General features: G+C 34.5%; 17 protein-coding genes and 1 tRNA gene. 10 read left to right on the top strand and 8 right to left on the bottom strand.

Features of this window, described 5'->3' with window-relative positions:
- Positions 1-11: 11 nt before the first annotated feature.
- The 4 genes from IGI80_RS05570 (at position 12) to IGI80_RS05555 (ending at position 4,434) form a co-directional block, all read left to right on the top strand.
- The gene (locus IGI80_RS05570) at positions 12-1,778 is read left to right on the top strand and encodes a glycoside hydrolase family 3 protein (RefSeq protein WP_438722781.1); all 1,767 of its coding nucleotides are present in this window, start codon (positions 12-14) and stop codon (positions 1,776-1,778) included.
- A 22-nt stretch (positions 1,779-1,800) separates the two neighbouring features.
- A complete protein-coding gene (uidA, locus tag IGI80_RS05565; protein WP_438722779.1) occupies positions 1,801-3,609 on the top strand; it encodes a beta-glucuronidase in 1,809 nt (602 codons plus the stop codon).
- Between the two features lie 184 nt (positions 3,610-3,793).
- Positions 3,794-4,195: an RNA polymerase sigma factor gene (locus IGI80_RS05560; protein ID WP_438722777.1), complete on the top strand. Its 402-nt coding sequence runs from the start codon at positions 3,794-3,796 to the stop codon at positions 4,193-4,195.
- The gene (locus tag IGI80_RS05555) at positions 4,189-4,434 is read left to right on the top strand and encodes a helix-turn-helix domain-containing protein (RefSeq protein WP_438722775.1); all 246 of its coding nucleotides are present in this window, start codon (positions 4,189-4,191) and stop codon (positions 4,432-4,434) included. Before IGI80_RS05560 ends, IGI80_RS05555 begins: the two co-directional genes overlap by 7 nt.
- Before the next feature lie 324 nt (positions 4,435-4,758).
- On the opposite strand, the gene IGI80_RS05550 is transcribed toward IGI80_RS05555, so the two are convergent.
- Both IGI80_RS05550 and IGI80_RS05545 read right to left on the bottom strand, forming a co-directional pair.
- Positions 4,759-4,980 carry a hypothetical protein gene (locus IGI80_RS05550; RefSeq protein ID WP_438722774.1) on the bottom strand — a complete coding sequence of 74 codons (222 nt, stop codon included), beginning with the start codon at positions 4,978-4,980 and terminating at the stop codon, positions 4,759-4,761.
- Positions 4,981-5,141: 161 nt separating this feature from the next.
- Positions 5,142-5,214 (bottom strand) — tRNA-Lys (locus IGI80_RS05545).
- Positions 5,215-5,290: 76 nt separating this feature from the next.
- Between IGI80_RS05545 and IGI80_RS05540 the strand changes: the two genes are divergently transcribed.
- Both IGI80_RS05540 and IGI80_RS05535 read left to right on the top strand, forming a co-directional pair.
- Positions 5,291-5,521, top strand: coding sequence for a helix-turn-helix domain-containing protein (locus tag IGI80_RS05540; protein ID WP_438722772.1), 231 nt, complete (start codon positions 5,291-5,293; stop codon positions 5,519-5,521).
- A gap of 43 nt (positions 5,522-5,564) precedes the next feature.
- Complete coding sequence (locus IGI80_RS05535; RefSeq protein ID WP_438722770.1) at positions 5,565-6,734, top strand: tyrosine-type recombinase/integrase; 1,170 nt, start codon at positions 5,565-5,567, stop codon at positions 6,732-6,734.
- 275 nt (positions 6,735-7,009) lie between these two features.
- Here the strand turns inward: IGI80_RS05535 and IGI80_RS05530 are convergent, their stop codons facing one another.
- The 3 genes from IGI80_RS05530 to IGI80_RS05520 are packed head-to-tail and all read right to left on the bottom strand — an operon-like array spanning position 7,010 to position 9,774.
- On the bottom strand, positions 7,010-7,147 hold the full coding sequence (locus IGI80_RS05530; protein WP_002355364.1) for a hypothetical protein: 138 nt from the start codon (positions 7,145-7,147) through the stop codon (positions 7,010-7,012).
- A 6-nt stretch (positions 7,148-7,153) separates the two neighbouring features.
- Entirely contained in the window at positions 7,154-9,304 is a 2,151-nt protein-coding gene (gene feoB / locus IGI80_RS05525) for a ferrous iron transport protein B (protein ID WP_002355363.1), read from the bottom strand.
- Positions 9,301-9,774, bottom strand: a complete 474-nt coding sequence (locus IGI80_RS05520; protein ID WP_002387693.1) for a ferrous iron transport protein A — start codon at positions 9,772-9,774, stop codon at positions 9,301-9,303. The genes feoB and IGI80_RS05520 overlap by 4 nt, the downstream gene beginning before the upstream one ends.
- Before the next feature lie 512 nt (positions 9,775-10,286).
- Between IGI80_RS05520 and IGI80_RS05515 the strand changes: the two genes are divergently transcribed.
- The 4 genes from IGI80_RS05515 (at position 10,287) to nrdF (ending at position 14,196) form a co-directional block, all read left to right on the top strand.
- The gene (locus tag IGI80_RS05515) at positions 10,287-10,511 is read left to right on the top strand and encodes a redoxin NrdH (RefSeq protein ID WP_002355360.1); all 225 of its coding nucleotides are present in this window, start codon (positions 10,287-10,289) and stop codon (positions 10,509-10,511) included.
- A gap of 1 nt (position 10,512) precedes the next feature.
- Positions 10,513-10,890, top strand: a complete 378-nt coding sequence (nrdI, locus tag IGI80_RS05510; protein WP_104890976.1) for a class Ib ribonucleoside-diphosphate reductase assembly flavoprotein NrdI — start codon at positions 10,513-10,515, stop codon at positions 10,888-10,890.
- Complete coding sequence (gene nrdE / locus IGI80_RS05505; protein WP_002358443.1) at positions 10,871-13,030, top strand: class 1b ribonucleoside-diphosphate reductase subunit alpha; 2,160 nt, start codon at positions 10,871-10,873, stop codon at positions 13,028-13,030. The genes nrdI and nrdE overlap by 20 nt, the downstream gene beginning before the upstream one ends.
- Before the next feature lie 200 nt (positions 13,031-13,230).
- Positions 13,231-14,196 carry a class 1b ribonucleoside-diphosphate reductase subunit beta gene (gene nrdF, locus IGI80_RS05500; protein WP_002355357.1) on the top strand — a complete coding sequence of 322 codons (966 nt, stop codon included), beginning with the start codon at positions 13,231-13,233 and terminating at the stop codon, positions 14,194-14,196.
- Between the two features lie 39 nt (positions 14,197-14,235).
- On the opposite strand, the gene IGI80_RS05495 is transcribed toward nrdF, so the two are convergent.
- The 3 genes from IGI80_RS05495 to IGI80_RS05485 form a co-directional block, all read right to left on the bottom strand.
- Positions 14,236-15,522: a TPM domain-containing protein gene (locus tag IGI80_RS05495; RefSeq protein ID WP_002385313.1), complete on the bottom strand. Its 1,287-nt coding sequence runs from the start codon at positions 15,520-15,522 to the stop codon at positions 14,236-14,238.
- Positions 15,523-15,567: 45 nt separating this feature from the next.
- Positions 15,568-16,137, bottom strand: a complete 570-nt coding sequence (locus IGI80_RS05490; protein WP_002386098.1) for a LemA family protein — start codon at positions 16,135-16,137, stop codon at positions 15,568-15,570.
- A gap of 158 nt (positions 16,138-16,295) precedes the next feature.
- Positions 16,296-16,997, bottom strand: a complete 702-nt coding sequence (locus IGI80_RS05485; protein ID WP_002355354.1) for an MgtC/SapB family protein — start codon at positions 16,995-16,997, stop codon at positions 16,296-16,298.
- Between the last annotated feature and the right edge of the window lie 82 nt (positions 16,998-17,079).

Here is a 17,079-nt window from a genome sequence, read left to right as displayed (position 1 = left end):
GGAGAAAGAAAATGAATATAAAAGTAGATTTAAGAAACAAACCATATAATTTAGATGAGGAAGCAATTACTTGGGTTGAACAAACCATTGATTCAATGACCTTAGAAGAAAAAATTGGTCAATTATTCGTTAATATGGGTTCTAGTAGAGATAAAGGGTATTTAACAGACATGGTAAATCAATACCATATCGGGGCCGTACGTTATAATCCAGGAACTTCTGAAGAAGTATATGATCAAAACTTTATTCTGCAAACTGAAAGTAAAATTCCTTTATTAATTGCTGCTAACACAGAAGCAGGAGGGAATGGAGCTTGTACAGATGGAACAGAAGTGGGGGTAGAAGTTAAAATTGGTGCCACTAATGATGCTAAATACGCTTATGAAATGGGAAGAGTTTCAGGTGTGGAAGCTTCAGCAATTGGTTGTAACTGGAGTTTTGCTCCTATTGTAGATATTAATAAAAATTGGAGGAATCCTATTATATCTAGTCGATCTTTTGGACAAAGCCCTGATAAAGTTTTAGAACTTAGTTTAGCTTATATGAAAGGTATTCAAGAGACTGGAATTTTGCCCGCAGCTAAACATTTCCCTGGTGATGGTATTGACGAACGAGATCAACATCTATCTTTTAGTATTAACAGTTTAAGTACAGAAGAATGGGATAATTCTTTTGGAAAAGTATACTCGGGCTTAATAGAAGCTGGATTACCTTCAATTATGGCAGGTCATATCCATATGCCAGCTTATTCAAAACATTTTAATACTGATCTGAAAGATGAAGATTTACTTCCTGCAACTTTATCAAAAGAATTAATCACTGACTTACTTAGAGGAAAACTCGGATTTAATGGATTAGTAGTTACTGATGCTAGTCATATGTTAGGGCTGACTGGGGCAATGAAACGATCAGAATTATTGCCAACTTCTATTGCGGCTGGATGTGATCTATTTCTTTTTTTTAATGATCCAGATGAAGATTTTAATTATATGATTGAAGGCTATCACAAAGGAATTATTTCAGAAGAGCGTTTACTTGATGCATTAAGAAGAATTTTAGGATTAAAAGCTAAACTAGGTTTGCATAAAAAAGAAAAGAACAAAATTTTGTTACCAAAGCAAGAAGCTATGGAAAAAATTGGTTTAATTGAAAATAAATCCATTTTTAAAGAGGTAGCTGATCAAGCAATTACATTAGTTAAAGATAAACAAGATATTTGGCCTATTGTACCAGAAAAATATAAAAGGATTTTACTGGTAGATGTACATGGGGTAAAAGGTGGCTTTGGTGAAGTAGTTGCTGGAAATAGACCTCAGGCCATTGATTTATTGAAACAGATTTTGTCAGCAAAAGGATTTGAAGTTGAGAAATACATTTCACCTGAAGAAGAATTGATAGGATTATCACAAGAAGAAAAAATTAAAAATATAGCTGGAATATATGCTGCTAAGAGACCAATAAAAGATTTAACTGAAAAATATGACTTGATCATTAATGTGGCTAATGTTAACCCAGGTACAGTTCAAAGAATTTTTTGGCCAGCAAGTAAAGGTACTCCGGACATTCCATTTTATATTCATGAAATTACGACAATTTTTGTGTCTGTACAGTGCCCATTTCATTTAGCTGATGTACCTCAAGTAAAAACTTATATCAATACTTATGATGGAAAGCAAGAGACTTTAGAAGTATTAGTGGATAAACTAATGGGCTTTTCTGAATTCAAGGGAATAAGCCCAGTTGATGCTTATTGTGGTTTAAAAGATACATTTATTTAATATTTAGATAGGAGTGCTTTATATGTTATATCCCATTATGACAGAAACGAGGCAAGTAATTGATTTAAATGGTCTTTGGAGATTTAAATTGGATACAAATAATAAGTTACAAGAAGAACTTGCGTTAGAATCGATGGATGAAAAAGATAGTTATTCAATTTCAGTACCGTCTTCTTATAATGATTTATTTGAAACAGAGAGCATTAGAAATCATGTTGGATGGGTTTGGTATGAAAAAGAAGTGACTCTTCCAAAAAGATTATCAGAAGAAAGATTAGTTCTTCGTTTTGGATCTGCAACACATGAAGCAAAAGTTTTCTTTAATGGAAAGTTAATTAATCAACATAAAGGTGGGTTTACTCCATTTGAATCAGAAATTAATCAGTTTATAAAGGATGGAAGTAACAGAATTACAGTGGCCGTAAATAATATTATTGACGAAAGTACTTTACCTGTGGGTATTTACAAAGAAACGATACAGGAAAATGGAGACATAAAAAAAGAAAATTTGGTTAATTTTGATTTTTTTAATTATGCAGGCATTAATAGGCCTGTTAAACTATATACAACCCCAAAAGACTATATAAATGATGTCGCTATTAATACAAAGATAATTGATTCAGATGCAGATGTAGAATTTAAAATCGATACAGAATGGACCGGCAAAATCTTAATAGTAATCTATGACGAAGAGGGGCAACTTATAGCAGAGGTTAAGGGAAAAGAAGGATTGATTCGACTTAAGAATCCAAGACTTTGGGAACCTCTAAATGCTTACCTATATAGCATGAGAATTAGTCTAATTAACGAAAATACTGTGATTGATACGTACACAGAAGAATTTGGTATTCGCAGTGTTTATGTTTCAAATGGTAAATTTTTGATTAATAATAAACCTTTTTACTTTAAAGGATTTGGTAAGCATGAGGATACGTATATTAATGGTCGTGGTTTGAATGAGGCAGTAAATATTAAAGATTTTAATTTAATGAAATGGATTGGTGCTAATTCATTTAGAACTTCACATTATCCTTATTCAGAAGAAATTATGCGGTTAGCAGACCGAGAAGGTATGGTAGTTATTGATGAAGTACCTGCAGTAGGATTGCATTTGAATTTCATGGCTACTTTGTTAGACGATAACGCAGAAAAACATGACACGTGGAAAGAAATACGGACAGAAAATGCTCACGAAGCAGCGATTAAGGAATTAGTAGAACGCGATAAGAATCATCCGAGTGTCGTAATGTGGTCTATTGCAAATGAACCAGATTCGGATTCTGAAGGTGCTAAAGAATACTTTGAACCTTTAGTTGAATTGACTAAAAAACTTGACCCTCAGAAGAGACCTGTTACAATCGTTACTTATTTAAAATCAACACCAGATATTTGTAAAGTAGGAGATATTGTGGATGTTTTATGTTTAAATCGCTATTATGGATGGTATGTTTCAGGTGGAGATCTAACACATGCAAAATATCTGTTGAAGAAAGAGCTAGATGGATGGATGAAGAGATGTCCTGATACTCCAATAATGTTTACAGAATATGGTGCAGATACAGTAGCTGGACTCCATGACACAGTACCAACAATGTTTACAGAAGAATATCAAGTAGCCTATTATGAAGCAAATCATGAGGTAATAGACAAATGTGATCATTTTGTTGGTGAGCAAGTGTGGAATTTTGCGGATTTTGCAACAAGTCAAGGGATTTTAAGAGTGCAAGGAAATAAGAAAGGAATCTTTACTAGAGATAGAAAACCTAAAATGATTGCTCACTATCTAAAGAAACGATGGTTATCAATACCAAATTTCAGTTATAAAAAATAATTTAGCTTTTATAAGAACATTCAAAAAAACGATTAGCCTAATCTAATCGTTTTTTGTTTTTTTATAGAAAGGTTTTCTGTTTAAAGAAGGATGATTATTTTTGTGTTTTTTTCTAGTTTTTTCGAAAAAAAGGGGCTTTCTGATTGTTGTATTAGTGGAAAGGGGAAAAAGGAGCATATTTATCATGCAACGAAACTACAACGAGAAATCTATACAATATCAATTTGATGCCTACTGTAAAAAAGTATTACGAAACGAAGCTAAGTCTATTAGGAAAAGAAACACTAAAATAAAAGATAATGAGGAACCATTGACTGTTTCAAATGATGGCAAGTACTCCCAAACTCATTTTGATGAGCAAGATGTCTATTTCTTATTTGGAATGGAAATATTAGTTTCAGATCAAAAGTTATCAGCAGCAATTGATCAATTATCGGATATAAAAAGGAAGATTATCCTACTTTATTATTTTGCAGGTTTTAACGATACTGAAATTGGTAAAATTCTCAATATGAGTACGAGTGGTATCTGGTATCAACGAACGAGGGCAGTTGAACAATTGAAAATGGGGTATGACCTATGGTAGATAAGTCAAAAAAACGGCAGTACTCATTAGTTCCACTATCCATTATTCTATCTGCTCTAGAAGAAGATCCAATTTCGATGAATATGATACTCAAACATTATCATAGTTATATAGCTAAGTTATGTTTAACAAATGGATTTAATGAGGTGGGTCAATTTATTACCTATGTGGATGAGTATATGCTAAGACAGCTAGAAATTAAATTAATAGAAGCGATCTTAAAATTTAAAATTAACTAACTAAAAAAATCCCCTTTCCACTTTTTCTGTTTAAAAGAATCTTCTAATAGTTAAGAGATTAGTGGATTCTTTTAGGTAGAAAACCTATTGATCATTGAAAACTAAATACATTCTATCAGTACGTTAACACTTCAAGGAGCATATTTTAGTTGCGCCATGATTTCTTACTATCAAGAAGGAGCAATAAACATTCTAAAATGATTTTTATAGTCAATAAAAAGCGATGATTTGAAGTTGGGATAATGATACTTCCGTAAAGTTCGCCGTAAACTTGGGGAGAGGTGAAATTCCTATGTGCTTTTGACAAAAGCAGCTGATTAAGAATTACTTCCATATGTTGATTTCAACATTTTTTCTATTATTTTTAAGACCAAATTCAGTGAGACAAATAGCATCATGTAAATTTAGTTTTTCTATTAAACGTTCTCCACTTTTTAGTTTTTTTATAGTACTCAAATTTAATCCTGTATGTTTAGAGATCTCATTTGCAGTATGGTTTTGTAAAGTTTCCCGGATTATTGTTATATTAGCAATTTCATTATTCATAATTATGTTCCTTTCTTATCAAAAAAATCAATGACTACAGTGGGCTTTTAGTAAAAAAAAGGGGTACTACAGTCTCTTTTGAAAACAAAAAAATACAGTATATACGTTTTCTAAATGCTAAGCACCAACGTTTACACTGTATTTAAGGGTTTGGCACCCAATGGGCTGTGAGGGGCTCGAACCCGCGACCCGATGATTAAGAGTCATCTGCTCTACCAACTGAGCTAACAGCCCAAATTTAATACTTTGTTATTCTAACACCTAAAATAAAAAAGTGCAATACTTATTATCAGAATTGGGAGTGAATTTTATGGATTTTCAAGATTATGAAAAAATATTTGAAAGTTATCCATCGATAATGAAAATTACTGATTTAACTAAAATGTTGAATATTGGAAAAAACAAAGCTTATGATTTGCTAAGAGATAGATCAATAGAACATATAAAAATTGGAACAAGATATAAAATTCCTAAAAAAGCTGTCATTGATTATATATTAAAAACACAAGATACAGGTAAAAAGCATGCTATAATAGAATAGTCAAAATTTTGCCGATATTTTCAGTTTAAGAGGAGAGATTGAATTGAAATTAAGAGCAAACATAATTGAAAAAAGAGGAACATTACAAGTAGTTGTATCTTACAAAGACTCTAACGGAAAAATTAGACAAAAGTGGAAAGATACAAAATTAAAAAAGAAAGGAAATAAAAAACGAGCAGAAAAAATTAGAGATGAATTTTTACTAGAATTGGAGAGTCAATTAGCTATGGAATGTGAATGTGCTAATCCCAATTTATTGTTTTATGACTATTTACTTAATTATTTGGAAGTGTCAAAAAAACAAGTAGCATTTAACACATATGTTGGGTATAAGCATTACGTCCATAATCGAATTTACAAGTTTTTCTATCCTAAAAAAATTAAACTAATTAGGTTAAAGCCTTATCATTTACAAGATTTTTATCAATATATGCTTAATGATGACTGTACAGCTAATACGGTTATTCATTATCACGCATTTATACGTAAAGCTCTTCAAGAGGCTTTTATTACAGAATTGATAAGTACAAATGTAGCAGATAAAGTAAGCAAGCCAAAAAAGAAACAATTTGTTTCGCAAGTTTATAATCAACAAGAAATCTTGGAATTACTTGATATTTTGTCAGAAGAAAAGCTCTATTTAGTAGTTCTTTTAACAGCATTTTATGGATTGCGAAGAAGTGAAGTTTTAGGATTAAAATGGTCTGCTATTGATTTTTTTAACAAAAAAATCGTGATCAACCATGTAATCATAGAAAATCCAGAGAATATGTCCCAGTTAATAAAGAAAGATCAAACAAAGAACTCTTCCAGCTATCGTACGTTGCCTTTGGTTGAAACGATTGAACGAGCATTAGTAAATCAAGCTAAATGGCAACAAGATAATCGTATTCTTTTAGGAGATGATTATATTTTAGAAGATAATGAGTACGTATTTACTATGGAGGATGGACGTTTGATGAAACCTCAATATGTAACACATCGTTTGAGTAAGTTGATTAAGAAAAATGGATTGAAAAAAATTCGATTTCATGACTTGCGTCATTCTAATGCTTCAATAATGTTAGATAGTGGGCAGAATATGAAATCCATTCAAGAATGGTTGGGACATGCATCATATTCGACAACTGCTAATTTATATACGCATTTAACCGCAGGAGTAAAAGATCGTGCAGCAGAAGCTTTAGAAAACGCATTTGGGTTTAAAGAATAAAAAAACAAGAAACAATATCTTTGTGGTATCGTTTCTTGTTTTTAGACTTTTTTTCGTTGGCAATTTGTTGGCAATATATTGCCAACAAAAAATTCACAAACTAAAAACCTATTTATAAAGCTTTATAAATCTTTTTTCACAAGCAGAGCATTTGGTTAAGAGTCAGATGCTCTAACCAACTGAGCTATGCCCCCGTTGTATAAAATGGCTTTTCAGCTACCTCAATATTGTAGCACTCCGCTATTATTTATACAAGAGGGAATTTTTTTCAGTTGTTATTCTTGTGAAGATTGTTCTTTTTTTACAGGACAAGCTGTTTGACAATCTTCACAACTTTCCCCTTTTTTGATTCGTCGATAGGTGATGATTCCTGCTGTTCCAAAAATTAAAATGGATAAAATAATTGTTGCCATCCGTTATTACCCTCTTTCTAAAGAAGTGATTGCTTGGACACTTTCTTTGCCTGGCTTTGGTTTTCTTATAAGGAAATAAAATCCAGCTAAAACAACACCCATCGCTAAAAAAGTCCCCAGAGTTAGTGTGCCTTTTTCGACTAACACATGGCCTAATTGATAAATCACAAAACTGACCATATAAGCCAAACCGCATTGATAACCAATGGCTCCTAATGTCCATTTGAGGTCTCCCATTTCACGACGAATTGCGCCAATTGCAGCAAAACAAGGTGCACATAATAAGTTAAAAGTTAAGAACGAATAGGCCGCGACTGGCGTAAAGGTGTGTTGCAGTGCGCCCCAGACTTCTACCCCGTTTTCAGAAACATCTTTCACATTGCCAAATAAAATACCTAAGGTACCAATAATATTTTCTTTCGCTATCAATCCTGTAATTGTGGCAACTGCCCCTTGCCAATTACCCCAGCCTAATGGGATAAATAGCACCGCCAACCCTTTACCTAGAAATGCTAGAATACTTTGACTTTCTGGAACGGGTTGAAACGTCACAGAATAATGTGACATGAACCAAATGAGAATACTGGAAACAAAAATAATCGTACCTGCTTTTTTTACAAATGAGCGACATCGTTCATAGGCATGCCGAACCACACTTCTAAGCTGTGGCAAATGATAGGCGGGAAGTTCCATAATGAATGGTGCTGGATCTCCCGAAAAATGCTTGGTCTTTTTTAAAGCAATTCCTGATAACACAATGGAAGCAACCCCTAAGAAATAAGCAGAGGGCGAGACCCAACTTTGGTTAGGAAAAAATGCACCTGCAATCAGAGCGATAATTGGCAACTTCGCCGAACATGGCATAAAAGTCGTGACCATAATAGTCATTCGCCGATCGCGTTCGTTTTCAATCGTTCGACTAGCCATCACGCCTGGGACCCCACAACCTGTCGCAATTAACATTGGAATAAACGACTTACCAGATAGGCCGAATTTCCGAAACAAGCGATCCATGACAAAGGCAATCCGGGCCATATAGCCACAATCTTCTAAAAAACCTAAACATAAAAACAGGACGGCCAGTTGTGGTAAAAATCCTAACACCGCCCCAACACCTGCAATGATCCCATCTAAAATTAAACTTTGCATCCATGGCGCTACTTGCCATTGCGCCAACCAATTTCCCACAAATTGAGGAACCCATTCCCCAAAAAAGACATCATTTAACCAGTCTGTCCCCATTGTACCAACCGTTTGAATAGATAAGTAATAGACCAACCACATCACAAACGCAAAGATTGGCAACGCCAACCACCGATTGGTTACCACTCGGTCAATCTTATCACTGTGAGTAAATGTCATTTCTGTTTTTTTCGTCGCACACAAAGCAATTAATCGAGCAATAAAGGCATAGCGTTCATTAATGATAATCGCTTCACTTTCATCTTGAAAGATTTTTTCAGTAATTTGAATGACTTCTTCAATTTCTTTTTCTTGAAAAGAACTCAATAATAATTGCTCTTTGGTTCGAACATCTCGTTCAAAAAGTTTTAAACTATACCAACGCTGTTGCGTTTCAGGAACAGTATTCCCTAAAATATCAACAATTTCAGCAAGTGCTGCTTCTAAGCGATTATCATAAGAAGGATAAATAACCTCTGTCTCTATGGCATTCGCTCGCTGCTTACTTTGTTTTAAAGCATGATCCAACCCACGATTCTTCAAAGCACTAATCTCAACAACAGGCACGCCTAAGCCATAACTTAACTTTTCACTATTCAATGTTTGGCCGTTTTTTTCCAACAAATCCATCATATTTAACGCACAAACAACCGGTAATCCAGTTTCAATTAATTGTGTTGTTAAATAAAGATTCCGTTCCAAATTGGTCACATCGAGAATATTCAAAATCACTGAAGGTTGGTCCTCCAAAAGATAATCTCGTGCCACAATTTCTTCAGGCGTATAAGGAGAAAGAGAGTAAATCCCTGGCAAATCTTGAATAATGAGTGTCTTATCTTTCTTTGCCACCCCCTCTTTGCGTTCCACAGTCACCCCTGGCCAGTTTCCAACATATTGGTTGGCTCCTGTTAACATATTGAACGTTGTCGTTTTACCGCTATTAGGGTTGCCGGCTAGTGCAATTTGCTGAGTCATTCGCTTTCCTCCTTTTCAACCAAGATTAGTTCCGCTTCACTTTTTCGTAACGTTAGTTCGTAGCCACGTACATTGATTTCAATTGGATCAGCTAAAGGAGCTACTTTGCGAATAAAAATTACTGTTCCTTTTGTTAAGCCCATGTCCATCAACCGACGTTTCACCGCTCCTTGTCCGTGGATACCTACTATTGTAGCGCGTTCTCCAACTTTCAAGGTATCTAAGGAGACCCAAACTTTCTCATTCGCCGAGCGCTCCTCCACATGAATCGCTTGTAAAATCGTATCTGTCAGCGCAATTCGACTATTATGTAATAAAACAATACCATTTTGATTCTGATAATTGACAAGGACAACTGCTTGGCCTGCAACGACACCTAAATTGTTCAGATGTTTCTTTGTCTGAATATCTGCTTGGACGCTTTCGACTGTATAGACTTTCCCAACTTCTGCCTGCGCTAACGTAATCATTTACTTTCCTCCATGTGAAAAAGTTTCAAACGAAAATGAGAATCGTTCTCAATTAAAAGAATACGCTTGCTTACACGGAAAGTCAATGAATTTCTGGATGTATCTCCTGTTTTCTTCTATTTTCCTTCTATATAGAGACACTTTTTTCAGGTTACTATTTTTGAAAAAAGTCAGCTCTTGTTTTTTATGTTACTAGCTACTATAAAATTCCACTCATTCAATAACAAATCCGCTTATTTTTTCTTCTTGTGCCTAACTCAAATGTCAACACAATATTTAGTGTTTTTTCACTAAATGTTCTCTTTCAAAATTTTAATTTTTTTGTTTGTCAAACACTGACCAATGTGTTTTTTCTCCTAAAAACGAGGATTCACGTGTTTTCATTTTTCTTTCAAAAACACAAAAACTAGTATTATGAGAAAAACGCACCACAATATATAGTGTTAAAGTGTTGACTTTTTTCTACATAGATTTATACTAGTCTATGTAGAAAAAAAGAGGAGGAACTTTCAATGAACGTAAAAATCTTTTCAAAAAATAACTGTATCCAATGTAAAATGGCGAAACGTTTCCTAAGTGAAAATAACATCGCTTTTGAAGAAATCAATATCGACGCACAACCAGATGCTATCGACTGGTTAAAAGAACAAGGGTTCCAAAGCGTACCGGTAATCACATCTGAAGCAACAACCGTTGTTGGCTTCCGTCCAGACCAATTAAAACAATTGGCTAGCTAAGATGAAACTTGTTTATTTTTCAGTCACCGGTCAAACAAGGCGCTTTATTAAAAAATTGGATTTGCCTGCTTATGAACTTGAGCCAGCGAATCCTTTTTTTGAAATAAATGAGCCTTTTATTCTTGTCATTCCTACCTATGATGCAGAAATTACAGAGGTAGTGAATGACTTTCTTGATTATAAAAGTAACCAAAAACTGTTAGTTGGTGTAGCTGGTGGGGGCAACCGTAATTTTGCTGAATTATTTGTCTATACCGCCAAAGATATTGCCCGCGATTACCACGTTCCGCTTCTATACTCCTTTGAGTTTAGCGGAACAGACGAAGACGTGGAGACCTTTAAGAAAGTAGTGGAAGAAATTGAGTCTAAAAGAAATTAAAGATGTCAGCTATTTCAAACTGAATAACGAGATTAACCGTCCTGTTGATGGTCAAATCCCTTTAAATAAAGATAAAGAAGCACTCGCAGCCTTCTTTAAAGAAAATGTAGAACCGAATACACGTAAATTCAGCTCTGCTGAAGAAAAAATCAACTTTTTAATGAAAGAAGATTTTATTGAAACTGAATTCATCAAAAAATATTCAATGGACTTTATTGAAAAATTATATGCTTTCTTAGATGAACAACATTTCCAATTCAAGTCTTTCATGGCGGCTTATAAATTTTATTCTCAATACGCTTTAAAGAACAACGCCGGAACAGAGTATTTAGAAACATATGAAGATCGAGTTGCCTTTAATGCCTTGTATTTTGCGGATGGCGATGAAGAGTTGGCTTTAACATTGGCGGATGAAATGATCCATCAACGGTATCAACCAGCCACACCTTCTTTCTTAAACGCTGGGCGTAAACGTCGAGGTGAATTGGTTTCTTGTTTCTTAGTTCAAGTAACAGATGATATGAACAGCATTGGGCGTTCAATTAATTCTGCCCTTCAATTATCACGAATCGGCGGCGGCGTAGGAATTACTCTTTCCAACTTACGTGAAGCGGGCGCACCAATCAAAGGTTATGATGGCGCAGCAAGTGGTGTTGTCCCTGTTATGAAATTATTTGAAGATAGCTTTAGCTACTCTAACCAACTAGGTCAACGTCAAGGTGCTGGTGTGGTTTATCTAAATGTCTTCCATCCAGATATTGAAATGTTCTTATCTGCTAAAAAAGAAAACGCTGATGAAAAAATCCGTGTAAAAACGTTGTCTCTTGGTGTTATTGTTCCAGATAAATTTTACGAATTAACACGTAACAACGAAGATATGTATTTATTTAGTCCTTATAGTGTGGAACGTGAATATGGTGTGCCTTATTCCTATGTAGATATTACCAAAGAATATGATAACCTAGTGGCCAATCCAAACATACGTAAACGTAAAATTAAAGCCCGTGACTTAGAAAATGAAATTTCTAAATTACAACAAGAATCTGGCTATCCTTATATCATCAATATTGATACAGCTAACAAAAACAATCCGATTGATGGCAAGATTATCATGAGTAACTTATGTTCTGAAATTCTTCAAGTTCAAACGCCTTCTGTTATTAATGGGAAACAAGAATATGAAGTTTTAGGAACAGATATTAGTTGTAACTTAGGTTCAACTAACATTGTTAATTTAATGGAAAGTCCTGACTTTGGAAAATCTGTCCGCGCTATGACGCGTGCGTTAACTTTTGTAACAGATGCTTCTGAAATTGATGTCGTGCCAACTATCCAAAATGGAAATCGTTTAAGCCATACAATCGGACTAGGCGCAATGGGCTTACACACCTTCTTCGCTAAAAATCATATGGAATACGGCTCTGAAGAATCATTAGACTTTACAGACATTTATTTCATGTTATTAAATTACTGGACTTTAATGGAAAGTAACCAAATTGCGAAAGAACGTAACCAAGTCTTCCATAATTTTGAAAAATCAGATTATGCTTCTGGTGCTTACTTCGATAAATATATTGAAGGCAACTTTACACCAAAATTTGATAAAGTGAAAGAAATCTTCAAAGACATTCAGATTCCAACGGCTGAAGATTGGGCTGCGTTACGCGATGCTGTGAAAAAAGATGGTCTTTATCATCAAAATCGTTTAGCCGTAGCGCCAAATGGTTCAATTTCATATATTAATGATACTAGTGCCAGCATTCATCCAATTACTCGCATGATTGAAGAACGTCAAGAGAAGAAAATTGGTAAGATTTACTATCCAGCGCCTTATTTAGCTAATGATACAATCCCTTACTATACTTCTGCTTACGACATGGATATGCGCAAAGTGATTGATGTCTACGCAACAGCGCAACAACACGTTGATCAAGGAATGAGTTTAACCTTGTTTATGCGTTCAGAAATCCCTGAAGGCTTGTATGAATGGAAAGAAACACCAAAACAAACAACCCGTGACTTAAACATTTTACGTCATTATGCGTTCAACAAAGGGATTAAATCAATTTACTATATTCGTACATTTACAGATGATGCTGAAGAAATTGGCAGCAATCAATGTGAGTCTTGCGTGATTTAATGAAAAGCACTTAAATAAGGCGTTCTGCTTGAGCGTCTTATTTTTTAGGAATGTTCTCTTTTTAAACAGGACATTTTCAGATATACTGGACAAAGAAGAACGGCTGCATGCTCCTATTTGGACTCTGTAGAACGTTTTAAGCGAAGAAACGAGACAACTAGTCAAACAGACTGCTGTCCCAGCATACAGGAGGAATAACCATGGCAACGTATTATGAAGCAATTAACTGGAACGCCATTGAAGACGTCATTGATAAATCCACTTGGGAAAAATTAACCGAACAATTTTGGTTAGATACACGGATTCCGTTATCCAATGACTTAGATGATTGGCGGACTCTTTCCGATTTAGAAAAAACTACTGTCGGCTACGTTTTCGGCGGTTTAACTTTATTAGATACTGTTCAATCAGAAAGCGGCATGGATCAACTGAGAAATGATGTGCGGACGCCCCATGAAGAAGCCGTCTTAAATAACATCCAATTCATGGAATCTGTCCATGCCAAAAGTTATTCTTCTATCTTCAGTACATTAAATACAAAAAAAGAGATTGATGATATTTTTGAGTGGACAAATACCAACAAACATCTGCAATATAAAGCAGAACGGATTAACGAAATTTATAAAAACGGTACTCCGTTAGAGAAAAAAATTGCTAGTGTATTTTTAGAAACGTTTTTATTCTATTCTGGGTTTTACACTCCTCTTTACTATTTAGGAAACAATAAACTAGCGAACGTCGCTGAAATTATTAAATTGATTATCCGTGATGAATCAGTGCACGGCACGTATATTGGCTATAAATTCCAATTAGGATTTAATGAATTACCAGAAGATGAGCAAGATAAACTAAAAGACTGGATGTATAATTTACTTTACGAATTGTACGAAAACGAAGAACGTTATACAGAAGAATTATATGATGACTTAGGTTGGACCGAAGAAGTAAAAACCTTTTTACGTTACAACGCCAACAAAGCTTTAATGAACTTAGGTATGGATCCCTTATTTGCGGATACAGCCAATGATGTGAACCCGATTGTAATGAATGGTATTTCGACAGGAACTAGCAACCATGACTTCTTCTCCCAAGTAGGAAATGGCTATTTACTAGGAACAGTTGAAGCCATGAAAGATGATGACTATCTTTACGGTTTAGATAAATAGCAAAAAGCTAGAAACGATCAACGTTTCTAGCTTTTTATTTTACCAACTTCCTGAGGCACCGCCACCGCCGAATGAGCCGCCACCGAATGAACCACCACTGCCGCTACCAGAACTACTATGATTAGACGGATTGTATTGTGAGTTTAAATAAGCATACGTCAAAACACTACCATCATAACTATATAAAGTATCTCCTACTAATAAACGCCCAAAAGATTGTTTTTTTGCATTTGGATATATACTTAGTAAAGAACCACGCTTTGTGGCACGTCTTATTTTCCCTTTTGTGGCAAATAACGTTGCTCCATTAAGATATAAACAATAAAAAGAAGTCTTTTTCATCTTATTTAATACTTTCTTTGTCTGTTCTGAGTTATTTAGGACAGCCTTTGTTGGTAAACAATTCAAATAATCTTGATACATTTTTTTAACAAGTTTTCTTGTTCTTAAAATTTGTAAAATATAAACAGCACAAATGAGCATCCCAGCAATACTTGCCATTAAAAGAACATTTCTTTTCGTTGTGTTAGTGTTTAACTCTGCTTGTATATTTGTTAATTCATTATCCACTTGTGCGGTTTTTGAATTGATTGCAGCCGATACTTGATCAATAATTTTATTGAGACCTGTATTATAATCCTCGTCTCTAAAAGCCTCTTTTACTTCTTCATTATTAATAATATCATCCGCATAGCTATCCGTTAAAATACTCTCTAAGCCATATCCAACTTCCAAGCGAGACTCGCGATCCTCAATTGCCATTAGAAAAACCACACCATTATTTTTTTCACGATCCCCTACACCTAATTGATTAGCAATCTTATTGCTGTAAGATTCAACAGATTCCCCACTAGGTAACGCAGGAACGGTAATAAGCATAAATTGTGCGCCATTCGCATTTTCCAACAATTGTTGATTCAATTGAAACATTTTCTGTTTAAGTTGATTTGAGACAATACCTGCATTATCTGAAACATAGATATTAGCATCATTAATGTTCAACTGCCCATTCGTTCCAGTAATTGTCACTAATTCATTTTCACCAGTTATTTCTTGTTTAGAAAAGTTATTTATTGTTGTCTGGGTTGACGCTTCAGTCATTTTCCCTGCTAAAATATCGTCTCTCTTTTTTTGTAAGGCATGTTGCTTCTCTCTCAGTGCAGTTTGTTTTGCTTCATAGGAGATTCCCTTTCCTTCATACCAAGCAGCCATTCCTAATATTAAAATCATACTTAAACTAATTACCACAACAATCGTTGTATTCCGCTGATGCTTTTTATAAAACAAACGAACTTTTTCTTGAATTTTTTCGACTTTTTTATCCAACCTTCCTCACTTCTTTCTTTTTAACCCAAATTTTCTACAAATTTTTTATTTAAATTCCACTTGTGGTACTTCTTTTCCCTGCTCTGTCGCAACATAGTTAGTTTTCTTCTCAAATCCTAAAAGTTTTGCAATTATTTTATCAGGGAATTTTGAAATCTGTTGGTTATATGTTTCAACAGCTTGTATATAGTTACGGCGTTCAACAGAAATTCGATTTTCAGATCCTTCTAATTGAGTCATTAAGGTTTTGACATTTTCAGAAGAAGCTAACTTTGGGTAATCTTCATTCAATACTGTAACAAAATTACCTAATCCTTTTTCAATTTGCTCATTTGCTTGCCCTTTTTCAGAAGAAGATTTTGCTCCTGCGTATGCTTTACGTGCTTCCGTTATTTCTTTTAAAACTTCTTTTTCTTGAGTCATACTGCCTTGAACACTACTGACAAGATTCGGAATTAAATCAGCCCGTCTTTGCATTACATTCTCTACTTGTGACCATTCTGCTTCGACTTTATTATCTAAAGTAATCAATTGATTATAAGCTTTCATCACAAATGCACCAATAATCACAACGACAACAACAATAATACTAAGAAATTTATTTTTTTTATTCATCTTACTTATCACCTTTCTTTCTAACTCGTAATACAATCATAACTCTTTTGTAATCTTTTTGAAATATTAAACTTAAAAAATCAGTCCTAGGTACTAGAAGAAAACCGCCATAAGCATTTTAACTTATAGCGGTTGTCATTAATTATAAATAGATGTTTCTACACATTAATCAATCGTAATTTTGTTACATTATTTGAAACAGATAGATCTTCGATAACATCGGCATACGTTAGGCCTTTAGGCAAATCAATAGTATAGATATTCGTATAGATTTTTGTATCATCCACCCAAGAAACATTGAAATTCACATCATAAATTTCAATATGTTTTTCTTCAAAATACTGATTAATAAATTCTTTGGTTTCTTGTTTATGTTGATAGCGAATTTCTAATTTTTTGATTGTTGGTACGTGAATAATTCGTTTGACAATGGTTAAGGCAAATAATACACCGATAAAACTTGTTAAGGCAATCGTATAGTAGCCCATGCCCACCGCGATCCCTAAACCAGCAACGGTCCATAGTGACGCTGCTGTCGTCAATCCGGTGACACTTTGTTTCGTTACAATGATGGTTCCAGCACCTAAAAAGCCGATTCCACTTACAACTTGTGCAATCAACCTTGCTTGATCTGAACGAATGACCCCCGTCAAAGCCGGATTAGCTAACGCATCTTTCAATGCATTGATTGCAATTTGCGACTGAATTAACGCAATAATAGCCGCGCCCATACAAACTAAAATGTGAGTGCGCATCCCTGCTGGGCGATTCTTATATTGTCTTTCAAAACCAATTGCGCCACCCATCACCATCGCTAGGACTAACCGTAAAATAATTTCTGGAATTGTTAGCTGTAACATCCTTTTCACCTCTTCTTCTATTACTTCCAGTATAACAAAAAAAGAACTTGAAACATAAGGAAATCCTTATGTTTCAAGTTCT

The sequence above is a fragment of the Enterococcus sp. DIV1420a genome (assembly GCF_051712165.1).
Taxonomy (GTDB): domain Bacteria; phylum Bacillota; class Bacilli; order Lactobacillales; family Enterococcaceae; genus Enterococcus; species Enterococcus faecalis.
Note: the sequence above shows the minus strand (reverse complement) of the source record. Positions and strands in the feature narration are given on the sequence as shown.